Origin of the sequence: Marinobacter lipolyticus SM19 (assembly GCF_000397065.2) — a bacterium.
GTDB classification, from domain to species: Bacteria; Pseudomonadota; Gammaproteobacteria; order Pseudomonadales; family Oleiphilaceae; genus Marinobacter; species Marinobacter lipolyticus.
Genome location: NZ_KE007326.1, coordinates 137,696 through 153,507 on the forward strand (window position 1 = coordinate 137,696; position 15,812 = coordinate 153,507).

At 57.4% G+C, this 15,812-nt stretch carries 17 protein-coding genes; 13 read left to right on the forward strand and 4 right to left on the reverse strand.

Annotated elements, in window-relative coordinates; translation table 11 throughout:
- Position 1 precedes the first annotated feature (1 nt).
- The 5 genes from MARLIPOL_RS12670 (at position 2) to MARLIPOL_RS12685 (ending at position 4,479) form a co-directional block, all read left to right on the forward strand.
- Positions 2–910: a hydroxymethylglutaryl-CoA lyase gene (locus MARLIPOL_RS12670; RefSeq protein WP_012138558.1), complete on the forward strand. Its 909-nt coding sequence runs from the start codon at positions 2–4 to the stop codon at positions 908–910.
- Positions 907–1,485 carry a peroxidase-related enzyme gene (locus MARLIPOL_RS12675; RefSeq protein WP_012138559.1) on the forward strand — a complete coding sequence of 193 codons (579 nt, stop codon included), beginning with the start codon at positions 907–909 and terminating at the stop codon, positions 1,483–1,485. The genes MARLIPOL_RS12670 and MARLIPOL_RS12675 overlap by 4 nt, the downstream gene beginning before the upstream one ends.
- Before the next feature lie 51 nt (positions 1,486–1,536).
- Positions 1,537–3,225 (forward strand): AMP-binding protein, encoded by a 1,689-nt coding sequence (locus MARLIPOL_RS12680; protein ID WP_012138560.1) that lies wholly within the window; start codon positions 1,537–1,539, stop codon positions 3,223–3,225.
- A gap of 234 nt (positions 3,226–3,459) precedes the next feature.
- On the forward strand, positions 3,460–3,912 hold the full coding sequence (locus tag MARLIPOL_RS18990) for a GFA family protein (protein WP_082446179.1): 453 nt from the start codon (positions 3,460–3,462) through the stop codon (positions 3,910–3,912).
- A gap of 102 nt (positions 3,913–4,014) precedes the next feature.
- A complete protein-coding gene (locus tag MARLIPOL_RS12685) occupies positions 4,015–4,479 on the forward strand; it encodes a GNAT family N-acetyltransferase (RefSeq protein WP_036191639.1) in 465 nt (154 codons plus the stop codon).
- Between the two features lie 102 nt (positions 4,480–4,581).
- On the opposite strand, the gene MARLIPOL_RS12690 is transcribed toward MARLIPOL_RS12685, so the two are convergent.
- Positions 4,582–5,514, reverse strand: coding sequence for an AraC family transcriptional regulator (locus tag MARLIPOL_RS12690; RefSeq protein WP_012138563.1), 933 nt, complete (start codon positions 5,512–5,514; stop codon positions 4,582–4,584).
- A 196-nt stretch (positions 5,515–5,710) separates the two neighbouring features.
- On the opposite strand from MARLIPOL_RS12690, the gene MARLIPOL_RS12695 reads away from it, so the two are divergent.
- Positions 5,711–6,796, forward strand: coding sequence for an aldo/keto reductase (locus MARLIPOL_RS12695; RefSeq protein WP_012138565.1), 1,086 nt, complete (start codon positions 5,711–5,713; stop codon positions 6,794–6,796).
- Positions 6,797–6,948: 152 nt separating this feature from the next.
- Entirely contained in the window at positions 6,949–7,266 is a 318-nt protein-coding gene (locus MARLIPOL_RS12700; protein ID WP_012138566.1) for an antibiotic biosynthesis monooxygenase family protein, read from the forward strand.
- A 4-nt stretch (positions 7,267–7,270) separates the two neighbouring features.
- Here MARLIPOL_RS12700 and MARLIPOL_RS12705 read toward each other — a convergent pair whose 3' ends face one another.
- Both MARLIPOL_RS12705 and MARLIPOL_RS12710 read right to left on the reverse strand, forming a co-directional pair.
- Positions 7,271–7,567 carry a type II toxin-antitoxin system RelE/ParE family toxin gene (locus tag MARLIPOL_RS12705; RefSeq protein ID WP_012138567.1) on the reverse strand — a complete coding sequence of 99 codons (297 nt, stop codon included), beginning with the start codon at positions 7,565–7,567 and terminating at the stop codon, positions 7,271–7,273.
- On the reverse strand, positions 7,567–7,806 hold the full coding sequence (locus MARLIPOL_RS12710; RefSeq protein ID WP_012138568.1) for a type II toxin-antitoxin system ParD family antitoxin: 240 nt from the start codon (positions 7,804–7,806) through the stop codon (positions 7,567–7,569). Before MARLIPOL_RS12710 ends, MARLIPOL_RS12705 begins: the two co-directional genes overlap by 1 nt.
- Positions 7,807–7,965: 159 nt before the next feature.
- Here MARLIPOL_RS12710 and MARLIPOL_RS12715 point away from each other — a divergent pair, with 159 nt between their 5' ends.
- The 3 genes from MARLIPOL_RS12715 (at position 7,966) to MARLIPOL_RS12725 (ending at position 10,375) form a co-directional block, all read left to right on the forward strand.
- A complete protein-coding gene (locus MARLIPOL_RS12715) occupies positions 7,966–8,598 on the forward strand; it encodes a glutathione S-transferase family protein (RefSeq protein WP_082446181.1) in 633 nt (210 codons plus the stop codon).
- Between the two features lie 120 nt (positions 8,599–8,718).
- Positions 8,719–9,405: a DUF2959 domain-containing protein gene (locus tag MARLIPOL_RS12720; RefSeq protein ID WP_012138571.1), complete on the forward strand. Its 687-nt coding sequence runs from the start codon at positions 8,719–8,721 to the stop codon at positions 9,403–9,405.
- 22 nt (positions 9,406–9,427) lie between these two features.
- Positions 9,428–10,375: a ribose-phosphate diphosphokinase gene (locus MARLIPOL_RS12725; RefSeq protein WP_012138572.1), complete on the forward strand. Its 948-nt coding sequence runs from the start codon at positions 9,428–9,430 to the stop codon at positions 10,373–10,375.
- Here the strand turns inward: MARLIPOL_RS12725 and MARLIPOL_RS12730 are convergent.
- Entirely contained in the window at positions 10,317–11,612 is a 1,296-nt protein-coding gene (locus MARLIPOL_RS12730; protein ID WP_012138573.1) for an MFS transporter, read from the reverse strand. The genes MARLIPOL_RS12725 and MARLIPOL_RS12730 overlap by 59 nt on opposite strands.
- 220 nt (positions 11,613–11,832) lie before the next feature.
- Between MARLIPOL_RS12730 and MARLIPOL_RS12735 the strand changes: the two genes are divergently transcribed.
- From MARLIPOL_RS12735 to MARLIPOL_RS12745, 3 genes are all read left to right on the forward strand, one after another.
- On the forward strand, positions 11,833–13,803 hold the full coding sequence (locus MARLIPOL_RS12735) for a hypothetical protein (protein ID WP_012138574.1): 1,971 nt from the start codon (positions 11,833–11,835) through the stop codon (positions 13,801–13,803).
- A gap of 54 nt (positions 13,804–13,857) precedes the next feature.
- The gene (locus MARLIPOL_RS12740; protein ID WP_082446183.1) at positions 13,858–15,279 is read left to right on the forward strand and encodes an AsmA family protein; all 1,422 of its coding nucleotides are present in this window, start codon (positions 13,858–13,860) and stop codon (positions 15,277–15,279) included.
- 147 nt (positions 15,280–15,426) lie between these two features.
- Positions 15,427–15,804: a cupin domain-containing protein gene (locus MARLIPOL_RS12745; RefSeq protein ID WP_012138576.1), complete on the forward strand. Its 378-nt coding sequence runs from the start codon at positions 15,427–15,429 to the stop codon at positions 15,802–15,804.
- Positions 15,805–15,812: the final 8 nt, after the last annotated feature.

The following is a 15,812-nucleotide window of genomic DNA, read 5'->3' on the forward strand; positions in this document are numbered from 1 at the left end:
CATGGCCTTTCCGAAACAGGTAAGACTGGTGGAAATGAGCCCCCGGGACGGCCTGCAGAACGAACCCGGCCCTGTGATCAAAACCCGTATCAAGACCGGGCTGATCGACCGGCTGGCCGACTGCGGCCTGAACCATATCGAATCCGCCAGTTTCGTGTCCCCGAAATGGGTGCCGCAAATGGGCGATGCCGCCGAAGTCATGGCCGGCATCAACCGTAAACCGGGCGTTCGCTACTCCGTACTCACCCCCAACCTCAAGGGCTTCGAGAATGCCCTGGCGGCGGGGGTGGACGAAGTGGCCGTATTCGGCGCCGCATCCGAGTCCTTCAGCCAGAAGAACATCAACTGCTCCATCGCCGAAAGCCTCGACCGCTTTGCGCCGGTGATGGAAGCCGCCAATAAAGCCGGCATTCCGGTACGGGGCTATGTCTCCACCGTGCTCGGCTGCCCCTACGAAGGCGACATCGCCCCCGAACAGGTCGCCAAAGTCGCCAAAGCTCTGGCGGATATGGGCTGCTACGAAATCTCCCTGGGCGACACCATCGGCGTAGGGACGCCGCTGAAAGCCAAACGCATGCTCGAAGCGGTGGCCGCGCAGGTACCGGTCGAGAAGCTTGCCGCCCATTTCCACGACACCTATGGTCAGGCGCTGGGTAACCTCTACGCGGTACTGGAAGAAGGCGTAGCGGTGATTGATGCGTCCGTCGCCGGCCTTGGCGGCTGCCCCTACGCCAAGGGCGCTTCCGGCAATGTTGCCACCGAGGACGTGCTATACCTTCTGAACGGCCTGGGCATCGCAACCGGCGTGGACCTGGACAAACTGGTCGCCACCGGCGACTGGATCAGCCGCCAGCTCAAACGCCATAACGGTTCCAAAGTCGGTCAGGCCCTTGGAGGGAATTGCGCATGAATCAGAACAAGAACGTCGTGGCGCTGGATCTCCCGATCCCCGAGATCAAGGACATGCCGGAAGATACCCAGAAGTACTTCCAGATCTGCCAGGAAAAACTGGGCATGATCCCCAATGTACTGACCGCTTACAGCCAGAACCTGAAACAGCTCGAGGGCTTCACCCGCTTGTACAACGAACTGATGCTGGGCGAAGGCGAGCTGAGCAAGCTGGAACGGGAAATGGTGGCGGTGGTGGTCTCGTCCGAGAACAAGTGCTACTACTGCCTGGTGGCCCACGGCGCCGCCGTGCGGGTACTGAGCGGCGATTCCGAGTTGGGTGAACACATGGTGATGAACTACCGCAGCGCCAGACTCGACACGCGTCAGCGGGCGATGCTGGATTTTGCATCCCACCTTACCCGCTCACCGGCCACCGTCACCGAAGAACACATTCAGGCCTTGCGGGACGCTGGTCTCAGCGACCGCGCCATCTGGGACCTGAGCAACCTGATCGGTTTCTACAACATGTCCAATCGCGTGGCCATCGCAAGCGATATGCAACCAAACCCGGAGTATCACAGCCAGACTCGCTAGCAGGTTAGACACTGCTCGCCCTTGACTACAAAAACAATGGAGGCAGAGACAATGAGCACGACTCTTCCAAGCTATACCAGTGGCACCTCAGAGACACCACTGCTAGGCATGACCATCGGCGAAATGCTCGACCGAACCGCCGAGAGATACCCTGATACCGAAGCCCTGGTGTGCCTGCACCAGGACATTCGCTGGACCTACAAAGAGTTTGTCGGAAAAGTAAACGAAGCCGCCCGCGCCTTTATGGCCATCGGCGTCAAACCGGGCGACCGCGTTGGCATCTGGTCACCCAACCGCTACGAGTGGACGGTGACCCAGTTTGCTACCGCCAAAGTTGGCGCCATCCTGGTGAACATCAACCCTGCCTACGGTGTGCACGAACTGGACTACGCGATGAACCTGGCTGGTATTTCCGTGCTGGTCACGGCGGACAGCTTTAAGGCCTCCGACTACCGCAAGATGGTCTACGAGCTGGCCCCGGAACTGAAGGCCAGTACCCCGGGCCAACTCAAGGCTCAGCAGGTGCCCGAGTTGCGCGCCGTGATTAACCTGGACAAGGAAAAGCACGACGGCATGTGGACCTGGGACCAGTTCGTGGGTTTTGCCAGCGACGTCAGCCAGGAAGAGCTGGACAAGGTACAGGGCCAGCTGCAGTTCGATGACCCGATCAACATCCAGTTCACCTCCGGTACCACCGGCAACCCCAAAGGCGCCACCCTCACCCACCACAACATCCTCAACAACGGATACTTTGTGGCAGAGAGCCAGCGCTTCACCGAGAAAGACCGCCTGGTCATTCCCGTGCCCCTGTACCACTGCTTCGGCATGGTGATGGGCAACCTGGGCTGCATTACCCACGGCTCCACCATGATCTACCCGGGCGAAGGCTTCGAGCCCAAAGCCGTGCTGCAGGCCGTGCACCAGGAAAAAGCCACCGCCCTGTACGGCGTGCCCACCATGTTCATCGCCGAACTGGCCGAGCCGGAGTTTGAAAGCTACGACCTGTCCACCCTGCGTACCGGCATCATGGCCGGCTCCATCTGCCCAGCGGAGGTGATGAAAAAGGTCAACGGCAAGATGAACATGAAAGAGGTTCAGATCGCCTACGGCATGACCGAAACCAGCCCGGTATCCACCCAGACCAGCTCCCTCGACCCGTTCGAGAAGCAGGTCACCACCGTGGGCCGCACCCAGCCCCACCTGGAAACCAAAATCGTCGACCCCGGCACCGGCAACGTGGTCCCGCGTGGTGAGATCGGCGAGCTGTGCACCCGTGGCTACAGCGTGATGCTGAAATACTGGAACAACGAAGATAAAACCCGCGAAGCCATAGACGGCGCCGGCTGGATGCACACCGGCGACCTGGCCACCATGGACGAAGACGGCTACATCCAGATCGTTGGCCGTATCAAGGATATGGTCATCCGCGGCGGGGAGAACATCTACCCGAAAGAAATCGAAGAGTTCCTCTACACCCACCCAGCTATCGAAGAAGTGCAGGTTACCGGCATCCCCGATGACAAATACGGTGAAGAACTGATCGCCTGGGTGAAACTGAAGCCGGACGCGGACCCGGTAACCGGCGACGAACTGCGAGAATTCTGCAAGGGCAAGATCGCCCACTTCAAGATCCCCAGGAACTACAAGTTCGTGGATGAATTCCCGATGACCGTCACCGGAAAGATCCAGAAGTTCAAAATGCGGGAGATTTCTATTGAGGAGATGGGGTTGAAGCAGTAAGCCACCCCCCCCTGCTCTGTTCCTCACTTTCAGACCCCGGCTGTTTGTCGGGGTTTTTTCTTTGCCCTCAACCAAACGCGCTTCGTGGTTACGTGGTGATATGACAAAGTATTACCGTTCGGCATGGCAGGCCTTTGATTTTTCCGCTATTTTGTTGATTGGCTTGAACACAAAAGCGTAATAATTCAGCGGTCACGTTTCTATGTTCAGTGTGACCAATATCAAATTGCTGTGATGCAGGGAGATGGACCTTTGAGCAATCTAACAGGGAAGTGTTTGTGCGAAACGGTGAGCTATGAAATTGAAGGGCGGCTCGGTCCTATTTTCAATTGTCATTGCTCCAAGTGCCGGCGTTGGCACGGTGCTGCTTTCCGCACTCGTGCCTCAATCCGTAGTGACCAGTTTCGGTGGCTGTCGGGAGAGCACAATCTCACACCGTATGCCTCGTCCGAGAACGTCACCAAGTATTTTTGCAAGACGTGTGGTTCACCTTTAATCAGTACCTATAAAGATCGTCCGGAAGTCGTCGGCATCCCACTTGGTGGACTGGAAGGTGACATCGAAGGTGAGCCCGAGGCCCATATTTTTACGGGTTCAAAGGCAAGCTGGCATCAAATTACAGATCTGCTGCCACAGTTCGACAACTGGCCAAATAGTGAGTCCCGAGTCAGAGATACAAATGACTAATTATGCCTGTTGCCGATTCGCGTGCATTCCGTAACATTGAGGATCGCGTTGATTGGTTTGCTGGGCGGCAAGGGATGATTTCGGTAGGTTAGGCCATGCTTTATGAATTCGTTGAGATTAAGGGCACTTCAACAAAAAGATAGAGCCGCTGTTGTGTCGATGCTGGGAGATTCCGAGGTTATGAGGTTTCTGGGGCCTCGTCGCCCCCTTACGGAAGATGAGGCGGACTCCTGGTTCAGAAGTGCGCTCGACAATCCGTCCCGGTTTGTTATCGCGAACGCAGATACCAATGAGTTCATTGGGTTTTGCGGCATCAAAGAAATCAATGGAGTGCTCGATTTTGGTTACTTCATCAAATCGGAGTTCTGGGGAAAAGGTATCGCGACCAAGGCCTGTCAGTTAGCCGTTGCAGAGCTGGCCACAGAGGTGGATTTAGAAGCGGTCCAGGTTTTCATCGCCGAGAATAACGTTGCCAGCCAGAAAGTAGCCGAAAAATTGGGTTGGCAGGTGAAACAGGTTGGTTACAAGGATGGAGAGCATGGGCGATACTACCGAATCACTCTGTAACCGGAAGCAATTTTTTAGTCCTCAACCATAGTCATCCCTGCCAGGGGCTTTCCACGCCCCGAGGAATACATATCAGAAATCGCCAAGCCCGACAGCCTCCCCTCACACCCCGCACTCAATCGCCACACTGGACCGCATCACAGCTTTATCCCGCCCCGGTGGCGCCCCAAACAGTTTTCGGTAATCGCGGCTGAACTGGGACGGGCTTTCATAGCCGACCTGGTAGCCAACACTCGCCACTTCCTGATCGCTTAACAGCAGCCGCCGGGCTTCCTGCAGACGCACCAGCTTCTGGAATTGCACCGGCGTTAACCGGGTGATGCTCTTGAAATGCCGGTGGAAGGTCGCCGGGCTCATACTCGCCATCGCCGCCAGCTCGGCCACCCGGAAGGGCTGCTGATAGTTCGCCTGCATCCAGGCCGTTACCCGGCCAATGCGGGCGGTGTCGCTGTCCTTCAGGCCGATCTGCTGCAGGGCCGGCCCCAGCGGCGACCGCAATATACGCCAACAGATTTCCCGGCGGACAAGCGGCTCCAGTACTTCACGGTCATCCGGTTGATCAAGCAACCGGAGCAAGCGGATGACAGGATCGTACAGCTCATCCGGCATCCCGGCCGTGACCAACGCTGGCTGTTTTGGGCCCCGGTACGCCATCTCCGGATGGGTCACCAGCAGCTCGGAAATCATTGCCGGATCAATTGACAGGCTCAACGCCAGATACGGCTTATCGGGGGCGGCCTGCACGATCCGGGAGTTCACCGGCACATTGACGGACGCCAGCAGGCACTCGCCCTGGCGATAATGAAAGGCCGACTCCCCGACCGCCGTCACCTTGGCCCCCTGCAATACGATGCAGAACGAGGTCTGATAAAGGGCCCGAATGGTGCCGCTGGGTTCCAGGGCGCGGGTCAGGCGCAAACCGTCGATCGCGTTCTCCGGGCCATGGGTCAGCCATTGCTGCTCGACAAGATCACGGAGCCGGGTCAGGGATGGGTTCTCCGGTTGCATGGGAATGACGTTGGGCTGGGCGGTCATGATGGTCTCCTGTTCTGGTGGAATCATAGACTGTCCGGCGCCGCACTTCAGTAGGAGCATCCCCGGGCTGATATCAGGTTGAGAGGATTGTGCAATCGTCTGAGAGTTTCCGCCAGCCCGATTGGCCATGCGTCACCTAGTATGAACCCACGGTCCTGCTCCGGCAGGTTCTTCCATAACGAAGAGGTGATCGGCTATGACAACTCCCAACCTACCCCAATCCACCCATGACGCGCCCCTGCGTCTGAGAACGCTGGGCAACTCGGGTCTGTTTGTATCGGAATTGTGCCTGGGCACCATGACCTTTGGCGGCGGTGACGATATGTGGGGGCTGATCGGCCAGTTGCAGCAGGAACAGGTCGATCAGCTGGTGAAAACCGCCCTGGACGCGGGCATCAACTTTATCGATACCGCCAACGTTTATGGGGGTGGCGCCAGTGAGCGCATCGTGGGCCAGTCCCTGAAGAATCTGGACGTCCGCCGCGAAGATGTCGTACTGGCCACCAAGGTGCTCGGCCCGATGGGCGACGGCCCCAATGCTCGCGGCGCTTCCCGTGGCCACATCATGAGCGAGTGCAAGGCCAGCCTGCAGCGCCTGCAAACCGACTACATCGACCTGTACCAGATCCACGGCTTCGACCCGGCCACGCCGATGGAAGAAACCCTGGAGGCGCTGAATACCCTGGTGCAGCAAGGCCATGTCCGTTACGTCGGCCTGTCGAACTGGGCCGCCTGGCAGGTGATGAAAGCCGTTGGCATTACCCAGGCCCGCCGCCTTTGCCCGATTCTGTCATTGCAGGCCTACTACACCCTCGTGGGCCGGGATCTCGAACGGGAAGTGATCCCCATGCTGGAGTCCGAAAACATCGGCCTGATGGTGTGGAGCCCATTGGCGGGCGGCTACCTCTCCGGCAAGTACGAAGGGCCGGACATCTCCGAGGAAAACCGGCGCGCCAGGTTTGATTTCCCACCGGCCAACCGGGAGCGTGGCAGCGCGGTCATTGCCGTGATGCGGGAGATCGCCGCCGGCAAGCAGGTCGACGGCCAGCCCGTCAGCGTAGCTCAGGTTGCGCTTGCCTGGCTGTTGCACCAGAACGCGGTGACCAGTGTTATTGTCGGGGCCAAGCGGGTAGACCAATTACGGGACAATATCCTGGCAGCACAAATCCGGTTCTCAGCCGACGAACTGGCGGCCCTGGACGATGTCAGCCGCCTGCCGGCTGAGTATCCGGGCTGGATGCTGGAGCGACAGGGGGAGTATCGGGCGCATAGGCAGGGGTGATGTTTGACGCTGCCCCGGCGTTACAGGTCGGGGCAGGTTAGCTTGCCTGGAAACACTTGCACAGGATCCGCGACCAGTCGGGCAATAGCGGAAAAGCGAAGAAAGCGGCATGATGCGCAGGAGGGACCTTCATTAAATGCTCGGAGTGATCTATGTCAGAAATCAGCAACACCCCCAAGCCCCCATACTACGCCGTCATTTTCAGCAGCCATCGCACAGACGGTGACAACGGTTACGCTGAAATCGCCGAACGTATGGCAGCATTAGCCGCCGAGCAACCAGGCTATCTGGGCATGGAATCCGCCAGGGAGAATCTGGGCATTACGGTCTCCTACTGGGAAAGCCTTGAGGCCATCCGCAATTGGAAGAAGAATGCTGAGCATCAAGAGGCCCAGCGGATTGGTCGCCAGCAATGGTATTCCAACTTTCGGGTTCGGATAGCGAAGGTCGAGCGTGAATACGGTATTTAACCCCCTACAACAGATGCCCCTCAGGCAACATACGCTTGTGCAGGATTCGGATAATTTCAACAATACCTTTTGCGGCTAGTCGATAAAAAATGATGTGGCTTCCCTGAGGGTATTGTCGGTAGCCAAGGCTGATTTCATCGCAGGTTTGCCCCAGGTTCGGATTTTCCCCCAGGAGGTGGAAGCATTGATCGAACTGAAGAATGTAATGGTTTCGTTGATCTCGGCCCCACTCACGTTCCGTGTAAAGTGCAATCGATTTGAGATCAGCTTTGGCCTTCCTGGAAAGCTTGAAATTTGGCATCAGCGTCCTTCGTTGTCCAGTTCCTGAATGAACGAGTCATAGGAGTACTCTTCAAAACCACTGTCCTCACCTTCCTTGAGCAGTTTTCGGAGCGTCGTCAAGCGGGTTTCGGACTCCTCAAGCAACCGCAACCCTGCACGAACAACCTCGCTGGTCGAGCTGTATCGGCCACTTTCGAGCTGCTCTGTAATGAACGCATCAAAGTGTTGGCCTAAAGTGATGCTGGTATTTTTTTGCATCGTGCCACCTCATCGGTACCAATAATTGGTATATTTTGGTCTGACCGGAATAACAATTCAACCCATGCGATGATCAGCGCTGTCGATTTCCCATGCTCCCGTTCGACTGGATTAAGAACCCATCGAACGAACGGTGCCCGCGCACCTGTGGAGCTGGAAATGCTGAAATTATACGGAACACCCCCAACTCGCGCCCTGCGCGTTATCTGGCTGCTCAACGAACTCGGCCTGGAGTACGAACTGCACCCGGTGGATCTCCTGCAAGGTGAGCAACTCCGACAAGATTTTCTTTCCCTCAACCCCGCCGCCAAAGTGCCGGTATTGGTCGACGGCAGCCTGGTGGTAACTGAATCGGCCGCAATCCAGCTTTATCTGGCCGAGAAATATCCCCAGGCGGGCTTTATCCCGGAGGCGATGGAAGACAGGGCCCAGATGTACCGCTGGATCTTCTTTCTGGTGACCGAGATTGAGCAGCCTCTGTGGCGCATCGCGCGTCACACGCTCGTTTACCCGGAAGAGAAGCGACTGCCGCAGGATGTCGATCTAGCGACGCAGGAGTGCATGGAGATGGTGGCGGTGCTTGAACGGCACATGGCAGAACGGGAGTTCCTCGTTGGCGACCGACTCAGCGTGGCTGACTTCAACGCCGCGTATACGCTGGACTGGGCGAACGAAGAGAAGATGCTCGACAATGCACCAAGGCTGCGACACTACCTGAAAGCAATGTACGCCCGCCCTACGGCGCCGATAACCATCGCAGAAGCGTTCGCGGCAATGGAAAATCCGGCCTGAGGGTTATGAGGCAGGGTTGAAATGCTTCCCGGGCCAACGCCGGAACCAGCGCTTGTCAGCAAGCTGCCGCCATGCTTCACTTTCCGGACTCATACCCACACCCCAACCGGAGACTGCTTTATGTCCAATCCTGTCACTGTCAGTTCATTAAAGCCACAAGGTGCCCGTCAGTTGTGGCTGTTGCTGCTCAGTGTCCTGTTTCTGGGCGGGTGTTCCTCGCTGTACTACAACACCATGGAAAAATTCGGGTACGAGAAGCGCGATATCCTGGTGGACCGGGTAGAAAACGCTCGGGACAGCCAGAATGATGCCCAGGAAACCTTCCGTTCCTCTCTGGAGCGCTTCCAGAGCGTTGTGGATACACCGGATACTGAGCTCAAGGAGCGGTACGCCGAGATCAGCGATGCCTATGACGACAGCAAATCGAGCGCGGAAGACGTCCGCAATCGCATCGACAAGGTTGAAGAAGTTGCAGAAGATCTGTTCGATGAATGGGAAGATGAACTGGATCTGTACGAAAGCGCCTCTCTACGACGCAACAGCGAACAGCAACTTGATGAGACCCGGGCTCAGTACAGTCAACTGATCCGCCGTATGCACGAGGCTGAAGATCGCATGGAGCCCGTATTGCAAGCCTTTCAGGATCAGGTGCTGTATCTCAAGCACAACCTGAACGCCCAGGCGATCGGTTCCCTGGAGAACGAACTGGTGAGTATCCGCCAGGACGTGGATGAGTTGATTCGCAATATGGAACAATCGATCGACGAGTCCGAGGCCTTTATCCGACGCTTCCGCGAAGGCGGATAACGCATACCGTCAAGGAAATAATATGAACAGCGAGCCGGTTTTGTTTGCCCTGGAAGGTAGCCACGAGTTTGGTCGTTCCGTTGCCTCACAGCTCGGCATCAGCCTGGCCGCCCATGAGGATCGCGCCTTTGATGATGGCGAACACAAGTCCCGGCCACTGCAGAGTGTACGGGGCCGGGACGTTTACGTTCTCCACACCCTCTTTGGCGAGGAAGTATTAAGCGTCAACGACAAGTTGCTACGGCTTCTGTTTTTCATCGCTACTGTTAAAGATGCTGGTGCGAAGCGCGTCACCGCGTTGCTGCCGTATCTTGCTTATGCCCGCAAGGACCGGCGCGCCAAGGATCAGGACCCGGTCACCACACGCTACGTGGCACAACTGTTTGAAGCCATGGGGGTGGACTGCGTAGTGGCGTTGGAAGTTCACAACCGAAGCGCGTTCGACAACGCCTTCCGCTGCCGGACGGTGCATCTTGAAGCCCACAGCCTGTTTGTCAACGCACTCATAGACCGTGTAGGTGACGAGCCAGTCGTTATTGTTTCCCCCGACGCCGGAGGCACAAAACGCGTGGATCGGTTCCGCGACGCCTGGACGGATGCCGCTGGCGAACAGCCGCCCACAGCCTTCCTGGAAAAACGACGGAGTAACGGCAAAGTAACCGGCGATGCCGTGATCGGAGATATGACAGGCAAGGTTGCCATCATCTTTGACGATATGGTGGCGAGCGGCACTACCCTGTTGCGCGCCGCAGACGCTTGCAAGGACAAGGGAGCCACCAGGGTGTTCGGCGTCATCACCCATGCCCTGTTCGGACCCGGTTCGGAGCAACTTTACCGCGCGGGGGCTATGGATCAGCTTTTCATTACTGACAGCGTTACACCGCAGCAGAAACCGGAAGTTCAGGGCCGGGTCACGACCCTTCCGGTTGCCGGGCTGTTTGCTCAGACCATTCGGGAGCTCCATACCTGAACGGCTCACCCTCCTCGTTCTGAAGCTGGTAATCGTACGCCGCCTGGAGGCCAGTCTCTTCTTCGCCCTCCTCCTCGTGCTCCTGCTCGATGTAGCGCGGATACAGGGGAGACAGTATGGCCACCAGAATGCCTACCACCGAAAACATGGCAAACGCATCTGAGTAACCGAATTCATTCACCAACAAGCCAACGAGAGGCGACCCGGTCGCCTGCCCAAGCGATACAGCCATAAAGGGCAATACGGGCCCCATCGATAATCTGCCCGGCAACAGGCGGATACCGGTCATCAGATACAGCCCCGTCAAACTCATGTAAGCCAGGCCAAAGACCAGCGCGGAGAATGCCGCAATCGCCAGGTTACCAGGACTGGCAGCGAGCAATGCCAGGCTCGCGGAAAGCATCATCAGCATGAGAGCCTGGGTGATCGGCGGGTTGTTGCGATCGGCCAGATCCGCCACCACGGCACCTCCGAGACCGGCAATACCAACCGCCAGCCATAGCCACCCGGTCGCATCGGGCGGCAGGGCACCAAGGTTGACCACCAGGTCGGGCGCGAAGATCCAGTACGCGGCGGAGACAAAGCCCATCATGAAAGCAAACAGTGAGAGCCTGAACAGACGGGACCACTGAAGGGCGCTGATCGGAGGTGGTGGAGCCGCATTCGACGGCGTGACGCTGGACACTGAAGGAATGAAAATCCACGTGGCAAGCATCCCGATGACCGCCAGAACGGCAAAGGACGCATACGCATAACGCCAGGCTCCGGCCAGGAAGAGAATCGTCGGTACGGCAATGATCACACCAATGCTGGTGCCCGCGTTCATCACCGAGCTGACCCGCCCGTGCAGGGAACGTCTCACCAGCGCCTGCATGGCCGCCGTCAGGGCCGGCATCATCAGACCGGTGCAAATGCCACAGGCAAACACCCCCACGCCGAGAGATAAAGCACCAGAAGCCTGGCTGATCAGCGCCAGACCGACCGTACCGAAACCACCGGACAGCATCGCCGTATTGCGGGCGCCAAGACGGTCAGCGGATAATGGTGCAACCACCGTGGCGAGCACAAAACTGATGAGCGGCAAAGCGCCGATGATGCCGATCACGTCCGGCGTCAGCGCCAGTTCTTCCCGGATTGGGGGCACGAACAGCCCGAAGGCAAAGCGCGCAAGCCCGTAGCTGATCGCAATCAGTGTTGCTCCCAAGAGGGCAAAAGCGGTGCTTGAGGGAAACTTCATTCCACCTCCGCAAGACAGGCATCGAGATTTGGGTTCTTTACGTTCCTGAATGTAATCAGCGTAGACTGCAGTGATACCACGAGCCAAACTTGTGTCAGAGATCGCGGGACTGGTTACATCCGGCATTTCTGGCCACCATGATCGAAGGCGACTACATTCAGATCGTTGGCCGTGTCATTAATACCCGTACCGGCCCCGAACATATCAGGGAATCGAAGCTATGGAGCGCCAAAAAGCCGACCCTGCACTCGAGCTGGCATTGAAGCCGTTTGATGGGGCGCTGGCGGACTTTGCTCGAGCTCGTCAAACCAATCCCAGGGCCTCCAGCCTTGAACTGCTGGAGCGCGCCCGAATCCTGATGATGGTGCCGGGTGGCTTTGACGCCTTGTACCGGCGGGTCCGGTCGCTGGAATCCGCCGGCATCTTCGGCGCCAGCGACTGGGCTCAGCCGGGTATTCTCCAGCCGGCACTGGCCAAGCACTCCCTGCGCGAGGCCGGGGCCGTTACGACCATCGTGGAGGCCATCAGCGAGCTACGAATGCTCGCCGTCACTCTGGGCGACTACTTCCATCCCGGCATTTCGGCGGAACAGGCACGCCACTTCCTGACCCAGGTGATGGCGTTGAACCTGGACCTGCTCTCTGGCCAACTCTCAGAAGCCGACCGGGAACGCCCGAAACAGCTCGGGACGATCGTCCAGGAACTCTACCGCTATCTGATCTCTCACCTTTGCTATGAGAGCCTGCTGGGCAGCCTGGTGACCGAAGTCTGGCGATTGCTGGACCAGGGACCGGTACAGGTCGACAGCATCTGCGAGATGATTGATCAGATTGCCAAATGCCTCTATGACCCCACGATAAAAACCACCGGCAACGCCGATGCCACCCGCCTGGTAAACGCGTTATTTGCGCCCACACCGGGAAGCGCCGAAGACCCGGGCCTGCAGATCTATGAGCAGCGGTTAACGGAGATGGACGACAAAACACTTTTGTCCGAAGCCACGCACTTTGCCCGCAGTATGCACGACACCGGCCTGGCCTCCCCTTATCACGCAGTTATGCTGAGATACCTGCGCAACAGTGACCAGGACGATCTGATACCCGACGCACTCGGGCTGACCATGACCGGGCTGGATGACCTCTACTGCTACACGGAACTGGTCCATGCCCTGATCGACGAAGCCATCTATCCGGAAACCTGCCAGGCTGTGTATGGCCTTACGATGATGCTGGAACGAGGTTCACTGTTTACGTCACCAGTGGCCCAGGCCCTGTGGCGGCAAATCAAACTCCGCCTGTCAGCAGAGACCGCACACACCCTTCAAGAAGTCCTTGGCAATGCCCGGCCGCCCCGGGTATTCCTGTTGGCCGGTGTCATCAATCTTTTGGGGCAGCCGCTGGGTGTGGGCCAGGGCAACAACCCCACCTGCCAGTCTGCCATCGGTCTGTCGATATGGTCAGCCAACGAAGCCGATTACCTGCTCCAGGTATTGACCTGGGCGGCCCGGGACAACGAAGTGCTCAGCCGTTTCGAGGGCCAGAACGTCTCTTCCAGAGATCTGAAGCCCGGGCTGGTCGAGGGAACACCGGTTGATGTGGACCCGCTATCGCTGATCGTTATCCCCCACCTTGATCGCATTTACGGCGAAATGTGGCGCCGTTGTAAAAACCGGGATGACGATGCCCACCGCTGGATCAACCCGGAATTCTATGGCTGGTGGGTCAGCCAGGGATTCCGTGTAGTTGCTGATATTCACACCGGCGAGGTACGCGACTACGAAGGCTTCATTCGGCACTTCTACGCCAGCTACCACCCTTTTTACAACGGCAATATGCCAGTGATCCATGCCCAGCCGGCCGGCATTGCCGTCACAGACAGCGCCGCCCGCTTCGTAGGTCGCCATGCCATCAACATCCTGAGAGTCGGGCTAAGCCCCCAGGACGAAATACGGGTCTACTTCTTCAACCCCAACAACGACAGCGGCCAGGACTGGGGCCAGGGCATTACCTGCTCCACCCGGGGCCACGGCGAGTATCGCGGCGAAGCCTCCCTGCCCATCGCCGAATTTACCTCCCGCCTTTACGCATTCCATTACGACCCCCTGGAGCAGGGAAACCTGTGGGCGGTGCCAGAGGACGAAGTCGCCCGTATTATGAAGCTTGGCTACACCAGCTGGGCAGTCTCGCCCTAGCACTCACCTCATTTGTTCACGCCCCTGCCGGGCCTATACAAGGTGGTTGATGGAATGATGGCAACACGAATACGAATGGCGGTTCTGGTTGTCTCGGTGCTGGCCGCCCTGCTCATCGCAGCCGTACTGGTGGCTTGGTTGATAGTTGATACTGATCAGGTCAAAAAACGGATAGAGACCAGGCTCAGCGACATCCTGAACTTGGACGTGCAGATCGGTCAGCCCCTGCACTTCGGCCTGCTACAGGGACCAAGCGTCACAATTGCAGGGCTCGAGCTAAGCAGACATGGGCAGGTAGTGGCCACGGCTGAAAGTGTCAGTGTGGGGCTTGCCACCTTCAGCCTACTGACCGGTAACGTGCCCCCAATTGATCTCCACATAAAGCGGCCGGAACTGATGGTCGAGCGCACCAGCCCGGGTGTGTTCAACTTTTACGAGCCCGAGCCGGGGGAGCGCGACGCACTGTCGTTGCGGCGGTTGCAGGTGTCCGATGCCCGGATTACCTATCTTGATAAAGCTTCGGAAATGGAATGGCTGTTTGAGCATTGCGACCTGGACCTAAGCCATCTCCACCATGATGGTGGCATGCCGGAACAAGTGTTTGAAACTCTTGCCATCGAAGGCGACTTGCAATGCGATACGCTTAGCCAGGGCCGGTTCAAGGTTTCCGAATTGTCGGCGAAGGTCCGCGGCGACAACGGCGTTTTCGAACTGAAACCGATGAACGCAACTGCCTTCGAGGGAGAAGCCTCGGGATGGATCGAGGCCAATCTTTCGTCCCCCACACCCGCTCTCCGGCTTGAATACGGGCTTGCCGAATTTGATTTCGGGGCGTTCATGGGCAAGCTGAACCCGGATCAGGCCGCCGCCGGCAAAGTCAATCTTGAGCTGACTCTGAATGCGCAAGGCAACACCTGGCAGGACCTCCGACAAAGCGCCACCGGCATGCTCAGTCTGCGCTCCGGGGAACTGACCATTGAAGGGTATGACCTTGATGACGAGCTGGAGGATTACACCAAAACCCAGAACTTCAATCTGATTGATGTTGGTGCGGTATTCATTGCTGGGCCGGTTGGTCTTGTCGTGACGCGCGGTTATGCGTTTACCGGTATGCTCCAGGGCAGCGGGGGGAGCACAACCATTGATCAGATGATCTCTGAATGGGCTATTGAAGGGGGTGTGGCGCAGGCGCGTGACGTGGCCTTCCGAACCCCACAAAACCGCCTGGCCCTGACCGGGTCGCTGGACTTCGTAAATTACCGCTTCCAGGACATGCAGGTAGCGGTCATCGACTCCGATGGCTGTGCGGTTGTTGAACAACGGATTACCGGCCCGTTCCACGAACCCGAGATCGAGCAGCCCAACGTTCTGGTCGCGGTGACCGGACCGATGCTCGACCTGGTCAAACGCGGGGTGCGGGCGATTACAGGTGGCGACTGCGAAACGTTCTACGCTGGATCGATGCCGCATCCCTGACCATGGAGGATTTCTGATTTTTGGACTATTTTAGCTATTAGATTACAAACAAAAGCGTCATGATGAAGTGGTCAGTTTTGTCGTCAGTGCGGCTGCTCTCTAATTGCTGTTAGGCCCCAGGTAACAGTCAAAGGAGGGAACTAAAGTATGTACTTTCAAAATCTTAATCAGATAGTTGAGTCGCTCGAAACAGACGAATCGACAAAAAACGACCCGATCAAAAGAGCCTTCGTTTTTGATGGAAAGCATCTGACTGCAAATGTCGGCATAGTTCGTGACAGTGGAAATGCACTTCATACCCAGCATTACCACGATGAGATACTCGTTATCATTGAAGGCAATGTTGACTTTAAAGTTGGTGACGAAGTAAAAAAAGTGAGCAAGGGTGATCTAGTATTCATTCCACAAAATACACTCCACGGTCCGATACTGGAAGAAGGGCGAAGTTTTGCAGCGCTTTCCGTGTTTGCCCCTTATTTTGACAGGTCCAAGAATAATATAACGTGGGATCGGGACTCGGCTTAATCTGACAG

Excerpts from the sequence above, each read along its gene's own strand:
- MARLIPOL_RS12670 (WP_012138558.1), top strand. The coding sequence starts at position 2 with ATGGCCTTTCCGAAACAGGTAAGACTGGTGGAAATGAGCCCCCGGGAC.
- MARLIPOL_RS12675 (WP_012138559.1), top strand. The coding sequence starts at position 907 with ATGAATCAGAACAAGAACGTCGTGGCGCTGGATCTCCCGATCCCCGAG.
- MARLIPOL_RS12680 (WP_012138560.1), top strand. The coding sequence starts at position 1,537 with ATGAGCACGACTCTTCCAAGCTATACCAGTGGCACCTCAGAGACACCA.
- MARLIPOL_RS18990 (WP_082446179.1), top strand. The coding sequence starts at position 3,460 with ATGCAGGGAGATGGACCTTTGAGCAATCTAACAGGGAAGTGTTTGTGC.
- MARLIPOL_RS12685 (WP_036191639.1), top strand. The coding sequence starts at position 4,015 with ATGAATTCGTTGAGATTAAGGGCACTTCAACAAAAAGATAGAGCCGCT.
- MARLIPOL_RS12690 (WP_012138563.1), bottom strand. The coding sequence starts at position 5,514 with ATGACCGCCCAGCCCAACGTCATTCCCATGCAACCGGAGAACCCATCC.
- MARLIPOL_RS12695 (WP_012138565.1), top strand. The coding sequence starts at position 5,711 with ATGACAACTCCCAACCTACCCCAATCCACCCATGACGCGCCCCTGCGT.
- MARLIPOL_RS12700 (WP_012138566.1), top strand. The coding sequence starts at position 6,949 with ATGTCAGAAATCAGCAACACCCCCAAGCCCCCATACTACGCCGTCATT.
- MARLIPOL_RS12705 (WP_012138567.1), bottom strand. The coding sequence starts at position 7,567 with ATGCCAAATTTCAAGCTTTCCAGGAAGGCCAAAGCTGATCTCAAATCG.
- MARLIPOL_RS12710 (WP_012138568.1), bottom strand. The coding sequence starts at position 7,806 with ATGCAAAAAAATACCAGCATCACTTTAGGCCAACACTTTGATGCGTTC.
- MARLIPOL_RS12715 (WP_082446181.1), top strand. The coding sequence starts at position 7,966 with ATGCTGAAATTATACGGAACACCCCCAACTCGCGCCCTGCGCGTTATC.
- MARLIPOL_RS12720 (WP_012138571.1), top strand. The coding sequence starts at position 8,719 with ATGTCCAATCCTGTCACTGTCAGTTCATTAAAGCCACAAGGTGCCCGT.
- MARLIPOL_RS12725 (WP_012138572.1), top strand. The coding sequence starts at position 9,428 with ATGAACAGCGAGCCGGTTTTGTTTGCCCTGGAAGGTAGCCACGAGTTT.
- MARLIPOL_RS12730 (WP_012138573.1), bottom strand. The coding sequence starts at position 11,612 with ATGAAGTTTCCCTCAAGCACCGCTTTTGCCCTCTTGGGAGCAACACTG.
- MARLIPOL_RS12735 (WP_012138574.1), top strand. The coding sequence starts at position 11,833 with ATGGAGCGCCAAAAAGCCGACCCTGCACTCGAGCTGGCATTGAAGCCG.
- MARLIPOL_RS12740 (WP_082446183.1), top strand. The coding sequence starts at position 13,858 with ATGATGGCAACACGAATACGAATGGCGGTTCTGGTTGTCTCGGTGCTG.
- MARLIPOL_RS12745 (WP_012138576.1), top strand. The coding sequence starts at position 15,427 with ATGTACTTTCAAAATCTTAATCAGATAGTTGAGTCGCTCGAAACAGAC.